We start from the raw sequence: 16015 nt of genomic DNA on the forward strand, positions 1-16015 counted from the left end.
CTCAGGCCCAAGCATCCAACGCTGTTTTCGCAGCGTCGGCGAGCGCTGCGGCCTGCTGGTCTTCCAACGAGCCATCGGCAATCACGACGGCGTACCGGTACGTCAGCGGCTGCCCCTCCTTGAGCGGGACTACTTCGCTGAAGAACGGTGCCGAACCGAGGCACGCGAACATGGACGAGCGGGCAAACCACTGGTTGGAGGCACCCGGGTTGCCTTGGTCCTCGACGAACAGAATGCTGGACTTCCGGCAGGTGACATCGTGCTGGCCGGTGAAGGCGATCCATGGTGAGCGGGTGCCCATGAACTCGTCGCCACCGGTCCCCTTTTCGGATCGGAATTCCCCGCCGGTGAAGGACCGGGGTCCGCGCCAGAACAAACCGCCGTATCCCGCGTTGTCGCGTCCCTCGGTGGTGGGGCTGCCGATCCCGATCCCAGCACCGGAGACGTTCTTCATGGTGGTTTCGAAGAGGATCGTCCACGCGTTGCCTGCCGGGAGGAGTTGAATGCCGAAACGGCGCTGTTCGCGGATCAGGGGTGCGCCCTGCTGCCCTGGTTCGGCTGGCTGAGCGGTCCAGAGGAGCGTTTCAGCTGCGGTGATCCCCGCGCTGGCGCCCTCTATGCCGGTGACCTCGATGCTGGTGAAGGCCTCGTGGTTCATGGCCCCGTTGTTGTCCAGGTTCGAGTAGCCGGTCTCGCGGGTGTAAGTGGCTCCGCCCCAGAAGTTGTGCTCGCCCACGTTCGGCAGCGCCCATGAGAGGCCCTTGTGCCACACGTGATCCCACGGCCTGGAAATGGTGACCTCGTCCCCCTCCAAGGTGGTGAGCGGGTGGAAGTAGGGGCGGGGACTCTCGTACTGGTCATCCGTGGGTCGGTAGGTGTACGTCGCGATGTCCTGGGTCCCGACCGTGAAGGTCAGGGAACTGCCATCGTCCGTGTAGCTCAGCGTGTCGGCAGGGGCAGCCTGGGCAGGGGTGGCCTGGGCAGCGCTCGGGGCAGTGGCGGCTGAGTCGGTTTGGGTAGTGGTCTGGGCTGTGGTGGTCATCAGGGTCTCCGTTGTGAGTGGGGGTTTTCAGGCGCGGGCTGTGGAGGCGAGGACGCGGGTACCACGGCCCTCGCCGTCCATACCCTCATAGAAGGGATGGCCGGGAACGATTTCTCCGCGTCGGACGGGCTGCCCAGTAAAGGCCGAGGCGTAAATGGCGGCAGCGAACTCCAGCGTTTGCCGCGCAGAGTCCGCGCCGGCTGGGAGCGGCAATCCGGCGTCGAGCGCTTCATACATGGCAAGGAACTGGGCGGAGTGGCCGCTGCCGCGTTCCAGCGGTTTCGCAGTCCACGCGGCGGACACGGTGTCCTCGTGCCCGGGAGCTGCGGTGATGGTCCAGTCCTTGGTGCCGTACCCGTAGAGGTGGCTGAGCTCGATGGTGGCGAATTCGCAGTCGATCCGAATGTCAGAGGTCTCCCGCGGCGAGAGCAGCGAGTTGGTCACGGTGGCCGCGGCGCCGTTCTCGAACCGGACCAGGGCGGCGGAGAAGTCTTCAGTTGAGGTGGCCCGGGCTTGCCGTGAAGCGATCGCGGTGACCTTTTCCCACGGTCCCAGCAGGTGGAGCAGGAGATCGAACTGGTGGATGCCGTGGCCCATGGTTGGTCCACCGCCCTCGGCCTTCCACGTGCCACGCCAGGGAAGGTCGAAGTACTCGTCCGGGCGGTACCAGAGGGTGTCGCAGCGGGCTACGAGTGGGCGGCCAAAATCGCTGCCGCCGATCAGCGTACGGGCTGCGGCCGAGGCGTCCCCGAAACGATGCTGGAAGACGCAGGAGAACTGTGCGCCGCCTTTTACCTGGGCGTCGTTGAGGCGGTCGAAGTCGGCCAGGCTGAGGGCCGGCGGCTTCTCGGAGAGGACATGGACGCCGGCTTCGAGGCACTCGATCGCTTGGTCAATGTGCATCATGGGTGGCGTGCAGAGGTGCACGATGTCCGGCTTGGCCTCAGCCAGGAGTTCCGTGAGGCTCTGGTAGCGGCCGGCGATGCCGTGCTCATCCGCGAAGCTCTGCAGGCGGGACTCGTCCACATCGCACGCTGCCACTAACTCCGCCCGATTATCGGTCCGTGCCAGGTTGGACGCGTGGACTGCCGCGATCCCGCCTGTGCCAACAAGGGCCACTCTGTAGGTGTGCATGTGAGTCTCTCCATCGGGATTCATTTCCGAAAGTTTCTTATTTCATTTGGTGAGTTTCTTCGGCTCACCAGATGAATGCTTCCGCTTCACTGCTCAACGCTATGAAGCCTGCGCTGAACAAGTCAAGGGTTTGGGGCTATGGAAACTAAATATGAATTTCTGATAGTTTCTAAAAATCATCTTCAGAATCCAAGGAGAAGCCTGTGAGCACCGGCGCCGCCGATCAGCAAGCACTTGCCCGCGTTCCGGCGTCGGACGTCGTAGAGCACCTCATCCGCGAGATGACCCTCGAGGAAAAGCTCGCCCAATTGGTGGGCGTGTGGGTCAACGCCTCCACTGACGGCGATTCCGTGGCTCCCCTCCAAAGCCAGATGGCGGGAGACGCCCGTTCCTGGGACGAGATCATCGCTGACGGACTCGGACAGATCACGCGCATGTACGGCACCGTTCCCGTGGAACCGGTCGAGGGCGCCCGACGCCTGGCCGCCGCACAGGAACAGATCATGGCCGCGTCCCGGTTTGGCATCCCGGCCCAGGTTCACGAGGAATGCCTGGCCGGCCTTGCAGCATGGAAGGCCACAGCGTTCCCCGTTCCCCTGGCCTGGGGCGCCACGTTCAACCCGGCACTGGTCAAGGAGATGGCAGCCCGGATCGGTAGCAGCATGCGGTCCTTGGGCGTCCATCAGGGCCTGGCCCCGGTGCTGGATGTGGTCCGCGACCTCCGTTGGGGCCGCGTGGAGGAGACCATCGGCGAGGACCCCTATTTGGTGGGAACCGTTGCCACCGCATACGTCCAGGGCCTGGAATCCACCGGCATCGTTGCAACGCTCAAACACTTCGTGGGCTACTCAGCTTCGCAGGCCGGCCGCAACCACGCGCCGGTCTCCATGGGACCCCGCGAACTCGCCGACATCATGCTGCCGCCGTTCGAAATGGCGATCCGTCACGGCGCTCCCCGTTCGGTAATGCACGCTTATACCGACGTCGACGGCGTACCGGCCGCCGCGAACCGCGCACTGCTGACCGGGCTGCTTCGTGAGGAATGGGGTTTCACCGGGACTGTGGTTGCCGACTACTTCGGCGTTGCCTTCCTGGACGTCACCCATGGCGTGGCCGCGGACTCCGGTGACGCCGCCGTGCTGGCCCTAAGTGCCGGCGTCGATGTTGAACTGCCTACCGTGAACTGCTTCGGCGAGCCACTGCTGCGTCGTATCCGCGAAGGCGCGCTGGACGAATCCGTGGTGGACCAAGCCCTGCGCCGCGTGCTGACCCAGAAGGCGGAAGTTGGCTTGTTGTCGCCGGACTTCTCCCCTGTTCCGGCGGTGTTGGCTGTTCCTGCGGGACCGGGTGTGATCGACCTCGATCCCGCCGAAAACCGGGAGTTGGCGCGCCAACTGGCCGCACAATCGTTGGTACTGCTGAGCAACCGGGACTTCGCTGAAGCTCCCGCTCTACCCCTCGGTCACGTCGGTTCACTGGGCGTGGTGGGTCCCTTGGCCGATGACCCCTTCGCGATGCTGGGCTGCTACTCCTTTGACGCCCATGTTGGAGCCTCCCACCCTGACGTACCCATGGGGATCTCCGTTCCATCCGTGGCAAGCGTTGCTTCAGAACGATTTGGATCCGTGGCCACGTCCGTCACCGGAAACTGCGAGGCCGCCACCGAGGAACAGATCTCCGAAGCCTGCCAGGTTGCAGCCTCCGTGGACACCTGCGTAGTGGTGGTGGGCGACAACGCAGGCCTGTTCGGCAGGGGCACCTCGGGCGAAGGAAACGACGCCGCCGACCTCCGCCTGCCCGGCGACCAACACCGAATGCTGGATCGTATCCTCGCGTCCTGCTCTGAGTCCGGAACCCGCGCAGTGGTGGTTGTGTTGAGCGGCCGCCCGTACGCTTTGGGCGACTTCACTGACCGCGCCGACGCGATCATCCAAGGGTTCTTCCCGGGCGAAGAAGGAGCCGAGGCGCTCTGGGACGTGCTCACCGGCGTCGTCAATCCGTCCGGCAAACTTCCTGTCTCAGTGCCACGGTCCCCCGGCGGCCAGCCCGGCACCTATCTGCATTCCAAGCTGGCCGGTCCCAGTGGTGTCAGCGCCCTGGACCCCTCGCCGCTGTTCGGCTTTGGGCACGGCCTGTCGTACACAACGTTCGAGTTGACCGGCCATCAGTGCAGCGCGCCCACCATGTCGACGTCGGACTCGGTCACCGTCAGCTGCACGGTCACCAACACCGGTTCCCGCAGCGGCGCCGAAGTTGTCCAGTTGTACTTGACGGATCCGGTGGGCGAAGTGGTTCGTCCTGTGCGCGAGTTGATCGGCTACGCCCGCGTCGAACTGGAAGCCGGGGCGTCCGCCGTCGTCGATTTTGTGGTTCACGCCGACCGCACCTCCTTCACCGGGCTGGACCTTCAGCGCGTGGTGACGCCCGGGCTGGTGAAGCTCCACGTCGCCACGGCCAGCACCGCCGACGCCCATACACATGAGGTGATCCTGCACGGGCCGCGCCGCGTGGTGGGGTTCGAGCGGGAAATGCTGACCCCGGTGGAGGTACGGCCTTCGGCCTGACAGGTGTAGGGCCACCACCCACTTTGGGCTGCATGCGGGGGCTAATGCAGCCAATAGCGGTTGTTTATAGGGGCCGCCGGGCCGAAAGTGGGTGGTGAAGACACAGCCCGACGACGGATAGGCTTCGGGAATGCTCCCCCACCCCACGCCACGGCTGCGCTTCCGCGAAATGACCATGGCCGATCTCGATGCGATGAGCTCGCTGCTGGGTGATCCCGAGGTGATGACGTACTACCCCGCTCCCAAAACCCGTGAGGAAGCCGCTGCCTGGATCCAATGGAACAGGGACAACTATGCGCGCGACGGGCACGGGTTGTGGATTATTGAAACGCACGACGGCGGATTTGTCGGGGACTGCGGGTTGACATGGCAACAGGTCAACGGGCGGTCCGAGCTTGAGGTTGGTTACCACGTTCGCCGGGAGCTGCAGGGCCGGGGGTACGCCTCGGAAGCAGCCTTGGCATGCCGGGATCTTGCGCGGGACGTCCTCAGGGTTGAGCTCCTTGTTGCCATCATCCATCCGGACAATATCGCGTCGCGCCGGGTTGCTGAGCGTTTGGGGATGCGGCACCTCGAGGATGATGCGGGCGGGTCCGGCGGCGAACACATTGTGCGGACCGTGATGGGCGTGGAGCTGGATTAGGGTGTGCCGTCACCACCCACTTTGGACTCCACAAGGCCGTCCCGCACCCAATTTCGGTTGGATATGCGCCTGGACAGTTTCAAAGAAGGTCAGGAAGCCACGGCTCCACTGCAGGGAAGCGCCGAAGTACAGCAGTCCACCCCACTACCAGGCGAGGTCCGCCGCTCCGAGTGACACAAATCGAGGCGACACGCGGTCCCCCGAGTCCACCAACTCCCGCAGCTCGCGGGCGGCCAGCCGTGGATCCTTCGAGGCATCGGATTGCCCCATCCCCGTGGCCAGCTTCCCCGGGTGAACTGCCCAACAGCGCACTTGGCCGGAGAGGTCCTGGGCGAGGGAGATGGTCAACATGTTTTGCGCAGCCTTGGAGATTTTGTAGGCGTAGCTCGTGGAAAGGTCCGAGTAGTCGCCCCTGGCCTGCGCCGCCACTGAGCCCAGGCGGGACGTGACATTGATGATCACCGGATCGGGCGCGGCCAACAGGTTCGGCAGGACGGCCTGCACCAGGCGCAAGGGTCCAGCGGCGTTGACGTCGACGGCGTTCATGACGCCTTCCGCTGCAATGTCGCCCAGCCCGGAGTGCCGTGCTCCCTGGGCGGCATTGTTGATCAGCACGTCGATTGGGCTGTCCCCGAGGGCTGACATCAGCTCAGCCGATGGCTCATGCCGGACATCGTGGGTGATTGTGGTGACGTGCTGCCGATCGGCCCACTCCGCGGGTGTCCGTGTGAGCGCCACAACCGCCCATCCGGCGTCGGAAAATTCCTCCACCAATGACTTCCCCAGACCGCGGCCGGCACCGGTAATGACCGCGAGCCTTTTCCTGGGCGTCAAGCGAACCGCACGTCCGTGTCCGGGTCCTTGCGGGAATCGAGCATGCTGACGATTTTGCTTTCGAGTGCGGCAACCGTCGCCTCCGGCAGGACAATCAGGCCGTCGAGTTCCTTGCGGGCACGCTTGTATGCGGTTTGGCGCTCGGCAGGGGTGGCGGCAGTGTCTTCGGCGATGCGCAGCAGCTTCCTCGCCGTCGCAAGTCGTTGGCGTTCGGGGCCACTGAAGTTGCCGTCCTTGATGCGCCGGGCTTCCCGCTCGGCCACATCAAAAGCGAGTTCGTAGCTGTGGACGGCCGCACGGTATTCAGCCAGCCGGGCCGGCGTCGAAATCTCTTCAGGGGTGGCGGGCCTTAAGCCGTCGGCCTCTTTCTTGGCGCGCAGGAAGGCGACTGTGAGGGGTTCCCTAACGTCGGTCATGAGCGGGAAATCAATGAGGTTGCCGACGTCAAGCTCATAGTCGAGCCATTTGTGGTTCACGGAATCGTGAGCGGACATCAGCGAAACGACCTCGGCCTGGTTGGCTTCCTCGTGCACCGCCAACTGGTTCTGCAACTTCAACAACTCCACTTTGCGGCGGTGCCGTTCCTCGCTGGCCTTGGACCACGACCGTGCCCAGCCACCAGCCATCGCGCCGATAGGAAAAATGAGCCACCAGACACTGCCAAGGAAGTCGAAGAGGGGTTCCACTGCTCCATCCTCCCACCGGCTTGGACCAGGCCTCAACAGGCCGGCAGGACTCGCGCGGCGGGTATCGCCGTCGTACCTTCCCGTTAGGCTTCCCCTATGGAACAGCGACTGCATTTCCTCACGTTCGCCACACCGGACCTCGACGCCGCCCGCGACTTCTATCGGGACGGGCTCGGCTGGGATCCCACCATGGATGTTCCCGGCGAAATTCTCTTCTTCCAGATTGCGCCGGGGCTGATGCTCGGCCTGTTCGATGCCGACAAGTTCGATCAGGACCTTGGCGCCAGCACTCCGACGCAGGGTGTCAGCGGCGTGACGCTCTCCCACAACGTGGGCAGCGCGGCAGAGGTTTCCAGCACCATCGAGGCGCTGGCGGCGGCTGGTGCGACGGTTTTGAAGCCGGCGCAGGCAGGCGCATTTGGCGGGATCTTCCACGGCCACGTCAAGGATCCGAACGGCATCATCTGGGAGATCGCCCATAACCCCGGCTGGAACATCAACGACGACGGAACGGTGGTTTTCGGATGAGCGCACTGCCGCACACTTTCACTGAGGACGTCATCAACCAGGACGCCCGCACGCAGTTTGATACGTTCCTCGACGAGCACCGCCGGGCCCTCAACGAGTGCCTCGACGGGCTCACTGAAGAGCAAGCACGACGGCGGCTGGTCGCCTCGCGCACTACGCTCCTGGGCTTGGTGAAACACGCAACCTTCGTGGAGAAGGTGTGGTTCGACGAAGCCATCACGTGCCGATCCCGGGCAGAGATCGGCATCCCGGCGACGCCTGATGAGTCCTTCATCCTGGAAGATCACGACACCATTGCCAGCATTCAACGCGCCCATGCCGAGGCTTGCTCGGAATCCAGGCAGGCGGCCTCGTCCCTTGGGCTCGATGACTTTGTGCTCGGGAACCGCCGCGGCCCGCTTCCCCTTAGATGGATATACCTGCACATGCTCCGCGAGCTCGCCCAGCATTGCGGGCATGCGGATATTTTGCGGGAGCAGATCACTCGGTAGCGGACTTCACATTCCCCGGAACCGACGGCACTTTAGCGAACCGCTGCGAGACGTCAGCAATCTCAGGACCAAGGTGTCCTGCCTCTCACATTGGTAGACCTACGCCAACCTAGCAACAGCTCCGCAGTCACATGGGCTAGCCTTGCTATGTCCGTTTTGATGGCGAGGAAGGCAACTTGTGAAAGCCAAAAGGCGTAGCGACCCGAGGGGAGACGAGAGCAACGCTCGCGCGCTCATACTGGCATGCATACTTTTGTTGGGGGCTGTCGGCCTATTCTGGTTGACGTCGGTGGACGAATGGTTTGCAAACGCTAAGCCGCTTCAAGTGACACTCAATCAAATCGCAGGGCTCATTATAGCCACTGCAATTTTGTCAGTTGGCTGGGATTTGATTGGGCGTCGGCGCTTCGCGGCCGAGATTCTGGATCGAGCTCGCCTGAGTGCCGACATAGTGGATGCAGGAATAATGCGAGTCACTGATCAATACCTAGATGAAGTCGAGTGGTCCGAACTTTTTGAAGGCGTCCACAAAATAGACGTCGTAGTAGCTTATGGCCGGACCTGGCGTAACACCCACGAAAAGCGTCTTCGGAACGTAGCATCTCGACCGGGAACCCGACTTCGATTCTTTCTGCCCGACCCGGACGATGATCTCACGATGCAGGTACTAAGTGGCCGTTTCAACATGCCTAAGGCGGCGCTTGAGGCAACTGTTCGCGAGGCGATCACAGAATTCAGCAAACTGAAGTCCGAGGGCGGCGGGGATGTAGAAGTTCACGTTCGATCCGGTGACGCTGTATTCAGTTGCTACAGGTTTGATAACCGGGCAGTGTTGACGACCTATTCTCACAGCAAAGAGCGTCGAACGTCGGTGCCAACCTTTGTGGTTTCCACCGGCAAACTATACCAGTTTATTCAGGAAGAAATCGAAGCAATTGAATCTCAGGGATGCCTTATATTTCCCACTGAATCGAAGGGATGAATTCTTGTCCACTAGCAGACTGCCGGTAGAAGTTTTCTCCGGAGACTTATCCAAAGCTGCATTTAGGCGTTCCGCGATGAGATCAGTCTTAGCTTGGGATATAGAGACCTCCGGCCTTGACTGGTCCACGGATAAAATCGGAACATGTCAAATCGGCACTCAGGATGAAATAATGATCGTTGTCATAGATCAGGAGAGACCTCCAAAGTTTCTCTCAGCATTATTGGAGAACCCAGAAATAACGAAAGTTTTCCACCACGCCCCCTTTGATCTACGTTTCATGACGCACCATTGGGGAATCATGCCGACAAATGTCGAGTGCACCAAAATTGCTTCGAAAATACTTAATCCTGAGCTACGGGCAGAAGAGCATAGTCTAAAACCGGTCCTAAGACGCCATCTCGGTGTGGAGATCAGCAAAGTCCAGCAAATTTCAGACTGGCTTTCCCCAGATTTGTCCGAGGAACAGCTCGCTTATGCAGCTGCAGACGTGGCTCATCTCATTCCACTGCTTGCATTGCTCAGGAACAAAACTAGTCTGGAGGGTATATCAGAGGCTCTTGAGGCCTCCTACTCTTATTTGATGACCCGCGTTATTCTAGACATTCGCGGTTCTGGAGACGTTTACGCATACTGACGATACCTGTCATCGGGGCTGTAGGAGGTTGTGCACAGTGAACCTCTCTTCCACCAACGCCAGAAGCGAGCGGGAGTTCAGGCACAACAGGTAAAGGATCAGTCCGCCAATCAACAGCAGCAACCACACGCTGCTGGTGATCAGCACGAACCCAGCAACAAAGAGGATCCCTACGTTCCCGAGGGCTACCCGCTTCCGGGCTCCAATGGTGTAAACCGACAACCGGTAGATATCCACAGTGCGGAAAGTGAAGCGGGACAGCAACAGCATCGCGTGCACAGCAGCCGCGCTCACCACCAGGCCCAGGCCCACCAGTCCGACCCGGGCAGCAACCGTTTCAGGGTTGCTGCCCGGCAGGCTGCTGAGATTGGCAACGATGACTGCAAGGAGCGCTGCGTAGGGCAACCAAACCACCAAGGCCTGGCCGAAGTTGCTCCGGTATGACTTCACGAAGTCGCCGAACACGCCAGTGTCCTCACCGGCGATGAGCCGGTTGAAGGCGTAACAGCAGGCCACCAGTGACGGGCCCACCAGCACGAAGCCCAACAATGCGGCAGGACCCACCAGCCCGGCCAGCAACGGCATGAGTACCACCAGAACATTCGCCAGCACCAGCAATGCCCCGCCCACCATGACGCCGTAAACCAGGCCCGCCGCCTTGAACAACGGGCCCGACCCGTATTGGGCTTCCTTCGCAGCCATCGGAAGGGCTACTTCTTGTCCGCGTAGGCTTTGTAGGCCTTGTTGGCCAACTCCACATATTTGGTCTGGCCCTTGCTGTCGAGTTCCTTCACGTAGGCGTCGAACTCGCCCAGGGCCCGCTGCCCGGTGATGAACTTGAGAGCGTTCTGCTTGACGTGGTCCTTGAGCGGGGTGAGCGCCAGTGTTGCCTGTTCCCGGTCAACGTCGTTGAACGGTACGGGCGGGGGCACCGGGCGGGGCTTTTTGGACTTCATTGCCTCCTGGAACGCCAGCTCCTCTTCATTGAACGTAGAGTGCAACAGTTCCGTGGCGCCGCCGTAGGCGAAGTTGCCACCGGAGAAGCCGTAGTCCACCCGGAGGTCCTTGGTGCCGGCGGGGTTGAGGCCCTGGAAGTTGATGTCGGAAGCGAGTTGACGCTTGCCGCCGGACTTGGTGAACGTGGTTCCTTCCACGCCCCACTTGCTGAACTCCTGGCCGGCGTCGCTGTAGAACAACCAGTCGATGTACTGGATCAGTGCCACAAAGCTGTCCTTGTCCTTCACGGAGGAGTTCAGCATGATGCCGTTCTCCAAGCGGGTGCCTCCAATGACGTCACCCTCCGGGCCTCCGGGAACCGTGATCTTACCGATCTCAAAGTTGCCCTTGCCCATGGACTGCTCCATGGAGGTGCGGTACGTGATGACATTCTGGGAGTTGGCGCTGATGACGAACGACTTGCCGGACACAAACTTCTGGATGGCTGAATCGTCGGTCTGGGTGAAGCTTTCGGGGTCCATCAGGCCCTCGGAGACCAACGAATTGAAGTAGGTCACCAGGTCCTTGAACTTGTCCGAGCCGGCGGCGAAGCCGAACTCCTTCTTGTCCTCATCGAACTGCAGGCCGTCCACCAGCCCCCATCCGGCCTGGGTCCCGAAAGCGGCACTGGCAATATTCAGGACACTGTCGCCCTTGAACCGGTCGGAGTAGGGAACCACATCAGGGTAGGCCTTCTTCAACGAGCGCAGGACCTCCCTGAATTCATCCCACGTGGCGGGTTCCTCAAGGCCTTCTTTCTTCAACACATCCTTGCGGAAGCAGAGGGAGTAATCCGGCCAGAGTTCCTCGTGCAGGCCCGGGAGGACGTAGTACTTGCCGTCTTCCTGCGTCAGTCCTGCAATCTCCGGCTCAAGCTTCCACTTCTTCACCTTCTCCTGGAAATGCGGCATCAGGTCCACGTAGTCACTGACAGGCAGGACGGCCCCGGCGGAAACAAATGCTGCTTCCTGTCCCGGGTAGGTTTTGGCGATGATTTCCGGGGCGCTGCCGGAGCTGATGAGCAGGCTGCGCTTTTGCTCGTAGTCGGAGTTGGGCACGATGGTGGGTTCCAGGGTGACGTTGTTGTCGCTGGCCATTCTGGTGAACAGCAGCCAGTCCTTCTTGTACGGGTAGGTGGGCTGGTCGGAGAACAGGAAGGTGAACGTCAGCGGCTCCGTCGCCTTGAACGTGTCACCGACGCCGAAGCTGTCCATCGCACCCTTGCGGGACTTGGAGGTGTCCACCTTTTCGGTGGTTTCGGCGTCGCAACTGGTCAGCATGAGGCCGATGGTGACAACGGATGCGAGTCCAAGAAAATCTCGTCTGCGCAGCTCAGGTTTGTGGATCATTGGATGTCCTTTCATAAGGGTTATTCCTTGACGGAACCGAGCATGACGCCCGAGAAGAAGTACTTCTGCACGAAGGGGTAGACGCAAAGGATGGGGATGACGGTCAGGACGATGGTGACCGATTGGATGTTGGCGGCGATCTGGCCGACGTTCTCCGCTGTTCCGCCTGCTGAGCCCGCTGTGGTGACTCCGGCGATCATGTTGCGCAGGTAGATGGTGACCGGGAAAAGGTCAGGGTTGTCGAGGTAGAGGAAGGCCTGGAACCAGGAGTTCCAGTTGGCCACGGCGTAGAACAGGATCATGGTGGCCACGATTGCCTTGCTGAGCGGCAGCACCACCCGGAACAGCACCCCGTACTGGGTGAGTCCATCGATCGATGCTGCTTCTTCCAGTTCGCGGGGCATGTTCTCGAAGAAGGACTTCATGATGAGCAAATTGAACACACTGATCGCGTTCGGGAGCACAACGGCCCAGATGGAGTCCCTCATGCCCAGGGAGCTGATGAGCACGTAGTTGGGAATCAGGCCGCCGTTGAAGAACATGGTGAACACGGCCAGGCCAATGAACACGCTGCGTCCTTTGAGGTCCTTTTTAGCGATCGCGTACGCGAATGCAGTAGTGAGGACCATGGAGATGGCCGTTGCCACCACGGTGTACAGGACGGTGTTGCCGTAGTTGTTCCAGAAGGTGGAGTCAGCCAGGATCAGCTTGTACGTCTCAGTGTTGAAGCCCATTGGAAACAGGTTGACCTGCCCCGCGTTGATGAACCCTTCGCTGGAGAATGATTGGGCGATGATGTTCAGGAACGGATAGACCGTAAGGAATACCACCAGCAGCAGGAACACCAGGTTGAACGCCCGGAAGATGCGCATGGCACGGGAGACTTTCATGTCTTTCACCAGGACGCCTTGGGCGGCGCCGCCCTTGGTTGCAGTAGCTGTTTTGTTCACCACAGGCTCGTTCCTGCGAGGCGCTTGGAGATCGCGTTCGCTGATAGGATCAGCGTGAGGCCGATGACGGATTCGAACATTCCGATTGCGGCCGCATAGCTGAAGTTGCTGGATTCCAGGCCCACCCGGTACAGGTAGGTGGAGATGACGTCCGAGGTTGCATAGTTGAGCGGGTTGTAAATGAGGAGGATCTTCTCGAAGCCCACCGCCATGAATGTGCCGATGTTCAGGATGAGCAGGGTAATGATGGTTGGCCTGATGGCCGGCAGCGTCACGTGCCAGGTCTGCTGCCAGCGGTTCGCACCATCGATCCGGGCCGCCTCATACAGGGACTCGTCCACCCGCGTCAGCGCTGCAAGGTAGAGGATGGCGCCCCAGCCCATGGTCTGCCACACCTCGGAACTGATGTACATGGGCCGGAACCAGCCGGGATCCTGCGTGAAGTTCACGGTGGTGCCGAACAACGACTCCGCGATTTGGTTGACCGTGCCGTTCATGGAGAAGTTCTGCAGGATCATCCCGGCGATGATCACCACTGACATGAAGTGCGGCAGGTAGGCCACAGTCTGGACGAACTTCTTGAACTTCTGCGACCTCAACTCGTTGAGCATCAGGGCGAAGATAATCGGCATCGGGAAGCAGAACACCAGGGTCAGGACACCCAGGATGATGGTGTTCTGGAAGGCCTGCCAGAAGCTGGGATCGTTGATGAACAGGGTGACGTATTTGAAGCCCACCCATTTCTCGCCGAAGATGCTGCCACCGGGTTGGAACTGACGGAAAGCGATCACGTTGCCGGCCATGGGCAGGTATCTGAAGATCAGCAGATACAGCAGGGGCAGCGCCAGCAACGTGTACAGGCGCCAGTCGCGTTTGAGGGCCAGTTTCCAGCTTCCGGGCTTGTCGCGGCGCTTCTTGCCGGCACCCGGCTCGGGGCCGGCCACTGCCTTGGGAGGAACATCGAGTCGCAGTGCCATTAGTCAGACTCCCGTCCCGTTGTTTCGTCCAGGATCAGGACACCGTTGGCAGGGAGCTCAACCAGCCCGCTGACCGCGCGCCCGCTGAGGCGGTCCGTGCCGCCGTCGAGCACGTCCACCATGGACGGAGCGTCGTTGTGGTTGAGCACCAGGAGGAAACTTCCGGCGGTGCCGTCCGCTGCGGTGCCAGTACGACGCCGGACCTGGACTCCGGTGGGCGTCTTCAGTTCCGGTTCCACACCGGCGGTGCGCAATTGGTCCGCCAATATCTGGTTCAGCAACCCGTCATCAATACGGGCCGATAAGTACAGTGCGGTGCCCCGCCCGAAGGAGTTACGGGTGACGGCCGGGGTGCCGGCAAGGCGGCCCGACGAGTAGCTGGCCAGGACCTCCGCGGATTCAGCGTGCAGGTGCTCGGTCCAGTAGCTCGCGGAGGAGGTGCCGCCGTCGGGCGTTGAGAGCTTTACTTGCTCATCCGCACCGGCGAGAGGGTGCATTTCCTCGCTCCAGGCGCCCAGAACGTTCCTCAATGCCCCGGGGTAGCCGCCCAGCCGGATGGTATTGTCCTGGTCCACAATGCCGGAAAGGTAGGAGACCACCAGCTGTCCGCCGTCGGAGACGTAGTCCTCGAAACGCCGCGCGGCGTCATCGGTCAAGAGATACGACGCCGGCATGACCACCAGGCTGTACCCGGAAAGGTCGCTGTTGGCGTTGACGAAATCAACGGTGATGTTGGCATCGAACAGCGGGCGGTAAAAGCGCAGGACCTCCTGCGCGTAGTTCAGGTCCGACCTAGGCGAGTTGCCGAGTTCCAGCGCCCACCAGCAATCCCAATCGAAAACGATGGCCACCTTGGCCGTGGACCTGGTGCCCGTCAGGTCGCCAAGGGACTTCAACTCCTGGCCGAGCTCGCAGACTTCCCGGAAGATCCGGGTGTTCGGTCCGGCGTGGTTCACCATGGCCGAGTGGTAGCGCTCCGTGCCGCCCTTGGCTTGCCGCCACTGGAAGAACAGGATGGAATCAGCGCCCTGGGCTATGGCCTGGTATGAGCCGAGCCGCATCTTGCCCGGAAGTTTGGAGACGTTGACAGACCACTGACTGACGGCGCCGGTTGCCTGCTCCATGACCATCCAAGGCTGTCCGTGGCGCAGCGACCGCATGAGGTCGAAGTTCAATGCAGCAGCAATGTGGGCGTCGTCCTCCCGCGGGTCCGGGTAGATATCCAGCGCTGCCGCGTCCTCTTCGGCTGCCCAGGCCCAGTAGTCGTTGGTCTTGTAGAAGCGCATGAAGTTGGTGACGATCGGCAGGTCAGGGCTGTGGCGGCGGAGGATGTCCCGCTCGGCCTTGAAGTGCTCCAGCATGCTGTCCGAGGTAAAGCGGTGGAAGTCCAGGCGTCGCGACGGGTTGGACCAGGTGCGGGGTTGGGCAGGGACGCGGACTTGGCTCCAGTCGGTGTAGAGCTGACCCCACACCGTGGTGCTCCAGGCCTGGTTGAGCTCATCCAACGACGAATACTTCCGCTGGAGCCACTCACGGAACGCCTTCTCAGCCCACGGACCATAGGAGACGGGTCCGTATTCGTTGCCGACGTGCCACATCCGCAGCGCAGGATGGCTGGCGTAGCGCTCGCCCATCTTCTCCGCCAGCGCCAGGGACTTGGCGCGGTAGACCGGGTGGGATACATCGAAGTGCTGCCTGGAACCGAAGCCGAAGATGCTCCCGTCCGGACGCTCGGGCATGATGTCCGGGTGCTGCTCCACCAGCCAAGCCGGGGGTACGGCATCCGGGGTTGCCAGGTCTACGCCGATGCCGTGCGAATGCATGAGGTCCATGACGTCATCCAGCCAGCCGAAATCGAAAACGTCATCGCTGGTTTCAAGCCGGCTCCATGAGAAGACCGCCAAGGTCACCAGGTTTACCCCGGCCTGCTGCATGAGTTTGGCGTCCTCAAGCCAGACTTCGCGCGGCCATTGCTCGGGGTTGTAGTCCCCGCCGTAGGCTACGCCGCCTATTCGTTGGTGCAGTTGCCGCAGCCGCGCCCCGGCTGTCCGCAAGTCCTCTGGGTGGATGGTCATCATTGTCCTTCACTCGGCCTTCGTCGCCCTGAACAACAGTGCGACGCACATCACACAGAGAAACTATCGTAAAGTTTACGCAATAACAACAGGTTGATATCGGAAACCCGCGAGTAACATGGGAGCC

Annotated in this window: 15 protein-coding genes; 6 read left to right on the forward strand and 9 right to left on the reverse strand. The window is 61.4% G+C overall.

All coding sequences use genetic code 11. The features are described 5' to 3' along the window. Position 1: 1 nt before the first annotated feature. Positions 2-1042: a DUF6807 domain-containing protein gene (locus tag AC6JA3_RS15800; RefSeq protein WP_497920301.1), complete on the reverse strand. Its 1041-nt coding sequence runs from the start codon at positions 1040-1042 to the stop codon at positions 2-4. Positions 1043-1069: 27 nt separating this feature from the next. After that, a complete protein-coding gene (locus tag AC6JA3_RS15805; RefSeq protein WP_497920302.1) occupies positions 1070-2176 on the reverse strand; it encodes a Gfo/Idh/MocA family protein in 1107 nt (368 codons plus the stop codon). 203 nt (positions 2177-2379) lie between these two features. Here AC6JA3_RS15805 and AC6JA3_RS15810 point away from each other — a divergent pair, with 203 nt between their 5' ends. Further along, positions 2380-4740, forward strand: coding sequence for a beta-xylosidase/alpha-l-arabinosidase (locus AC6JA3_RS15810; RefSeq protein ID WP_497920303.1), 2361 nt, complete (start codon positions 2380-2382; stop codon positions 4738-4740). Positions 4741-4870: 130 nt separating this feature from the next. After that, on the forward strand, positions 4871-5383 hold the full coding sequence (locus tag AC6JA3_RS15815; protein WP_347781726.1) for a GNAT family N-acetyltransferase: 513 nt from the start codon (positions 4871-4873) through the stop codon (positions 5381-5383). 144 nt (positions 5384-5527) lie between these two features. On the opposite strand, the gene AC6JA3_RS15820 is transcribed toward AC6JA3_RS15815, so the two are convergent. Beyond that, positions 5528-6217 (reverse strand): SDR family NAD(P)-dependent oxidoreductase, encoded by a 690-nt coding sequence (locus AC6JA3_RS15820; protein ID WP_347781727.1) that lies wholly within the window; start codon positions 6215-6217, stop codon positions 5528-5530. After that, a complete protein-coding gene (locus AC6JA3_RS15825) occupies positions 6214-6903 on the reverse strand; it encodes a P-loop NTPase family protein (RefSeq protein WP_026542959.1) in 690 nt (229 codons plus the stop codon). Before AC6JA3_RS15825 ends, AC6JA3_RS15820 begins: the two co-directional genes overlap by 4 nt. A gap of 96 nt (positions 6904-6999) precedes the next feature. On the opposite strand from AC6JA3_RS15825, the gene AC6JA3_RS15830 reads away from it, so the two are divergent. From AC6JA3_RS15830 to AC6JA3_RS15845, 4 genes are all read left to right on the forward strand, one after another. Continuing rightward, positions 7000-7431, forward strand: coding sequence for a VOC family protein (locus tag AC6JA3_RS15830; RefSeq protein WP_347781728.1), 432 nt, complete (start codon positions 7000-7002; stop codon positions 7429-7431). Further along, positions 7428-7922 (forward strand): DinB family protein, encoded by a 495-nt coding sequence (locus AC6JA3_RS15835; RefSeq protein ID WP_347781729.1) that lies wholly within the window; start codon positions 7428-7430, stop codon positions 7920-7922. The genes AC6JA3_RS15830 and AC6JA3_RS15835 overlap by 4 nt, the downstream gene beginning before the upstream one ends. Before the next feature lie 178 nt (positions 7923-8100). Further along, positions 8101-8904, forward strand: a complete 804-nt coding sequence (locus AC6JA3_RS15840) for a hypothetical protein (protein WP_347781730.1) — start codon at positions 8101-8103, stop codon at positions 8902-8904. Positions 8905-8908: 4 nt separating this feature from the next. Further along, entirely contained in the window at positions 8909-9541 is a 633-nt protein-coding gene (locus tag AC6JA3_RS15845; RefSeq protein ID WP_347781731.1) for a ribonuclease D, read from the forward strand. Positions 9542-9550: 9 nt separating this feature from the next. Here AC6JA3_RS15845 and AC6JA3_RS15850 read toward each other — a convergent pair whose 3' ends face one another. The 5 genes from AC6JA3_RS15850 to AC6JA3_RS15870 are packed head-to-tail and all read right to left on the reverse strand — an operon-like array spanning position 9551 to position 15888. Next, the gene (locus tag AC6JA3_RS15850) at positions 9551-10243 is read right to left on the reverse strand and encodes a YesL family protein (RefSeq protein WP_347781732.1); all 693 of its coding nucleotides are present in this window, start codon (positions 10241-10243) and stop codon (positions 9551-9553) included. An 8-nt stretch (positions 10244-10251) separates the two neighbouring features. Further along, a complete protein-coding gene (locus AC6JA3_RS15855; protein ID WP_347781733.1) occupies positions 10252-11901 on the reverse strand; it encodes an ABC transporter substrate-binding protein in 1650 nt (549 codons plus the stop codon). Between the two features lie 5 nt (positions 11902-11906). Beyond that, on the reverse strand, positions 11907-12776 hold the full coding sequence (locus AC6JA3_RS15860; RefSeq protein WP_026548039.1) for a carbohydrate ABC transporter permease: 870 nt from the start codon (positions 12774-12776) through the stop codon (positions 11907-11909). 56 nt (positions 12777-12832) lie between these two features. After that, complete coding sequence (locus tag AC6JA3_RS15865) at positions 12833-13813, reverse strand: ABC transporter permease (protein ID WP_347781734.1); 981 nt, start codon at positions 13811-13813, stop codon at positions 12833-12835. After that, the gene (locus AC6JA3_RS15870) at positions 13813-15888 is read right to left on the reverse strand and encodes a beta-galactosidase (RefSeq protein WP_347781735.1); all 2076 of its coding nucleotides are present in this window, start codon (positions 15886-15888) and stop codon (positions 13813-13815) included. Before AC6JA3_RS15870 ends, AC6JA3_RS15865 begins: the two co-directional genes overlap by 1 nt. Positions 15889-16015 lie beyond the last annotated feature (127 nt).

The sequence above is a fragment of the Arthrobacter sp. TmtSoilC79 genome (assembly GCF_059739405.1).

Coding starts and splice junctions, on each gene's coding strand:
- AC6JA3_RS15800 (WP_497920301.1), bottom strand. CDS start 1,042: ATGACCACCACAGCCCAGACCACTACCCAAACCGACTCAGCCGCCACT.
- AC6JA3_RS15805 (WP_497920302.1), bottom strand. CDS start 2,176: ATGCACACCTACAGAGTGGCCCTTGTTGGCACAGGCGGGATCGCGGCA.
- AC6JA3_RS15815 (WP_347781726.1), top strand. CDS start 4,871: ATGCTCCCCCACCCCACGCCACGGCTGCGCTTCCGCGAAATGACCATG.
- AC6JA3_RS15830 (WP_347781728.1), top strand. CDS start 7,000: ATGGAACAGCGACTGCATTTCCTCACGTTCGCCACACCGGACCTCGAC.
- AC6JA3_RS15835 (WP_347781729.1), top strand. CDS start 7,428: ATGAGCGCACTGCCGCACACTTTCACTGAGGACGTCATCAACCAGGAC.
- AC6JA3_RS15850 (WP_347781732.1), bottom strand. CDS start 10,243: ATGGCTGCGAAGGAAGCCCAATACGGGTCGGGCCCGTTGTTCAAGGCG.
- AC6JA3_RS15855 (WP_347781733.1), bottom strand. CDS start 11,901: ATGAAAGGACATCCAATGATCCACAAACCTGAGCTGCGCAGACGAGAT.
- AC6JA3_RS15860 (WP_026548039.1), bottom strand. CDS start 12,776: ATGAAAGTCTCCCGTGCCATGCGCATCTTCCGGGCGTTCAACCTGGTG.
- AC6JA3_RS15865 (WP_347781734.1), bottom strand. CDS start 13,813: ATGGCACTGCGACTCGATGTTCCTCCCAAGGCAGTGGCCGGCCCCGAG.
- AC6JA3_RS15870 (WP_347781735.1), bottom strand. CDS start 15,888: ATGACCATCCACCCAGAGGACTTGCGGACAGCCGGGGCGCGGCTGCGG.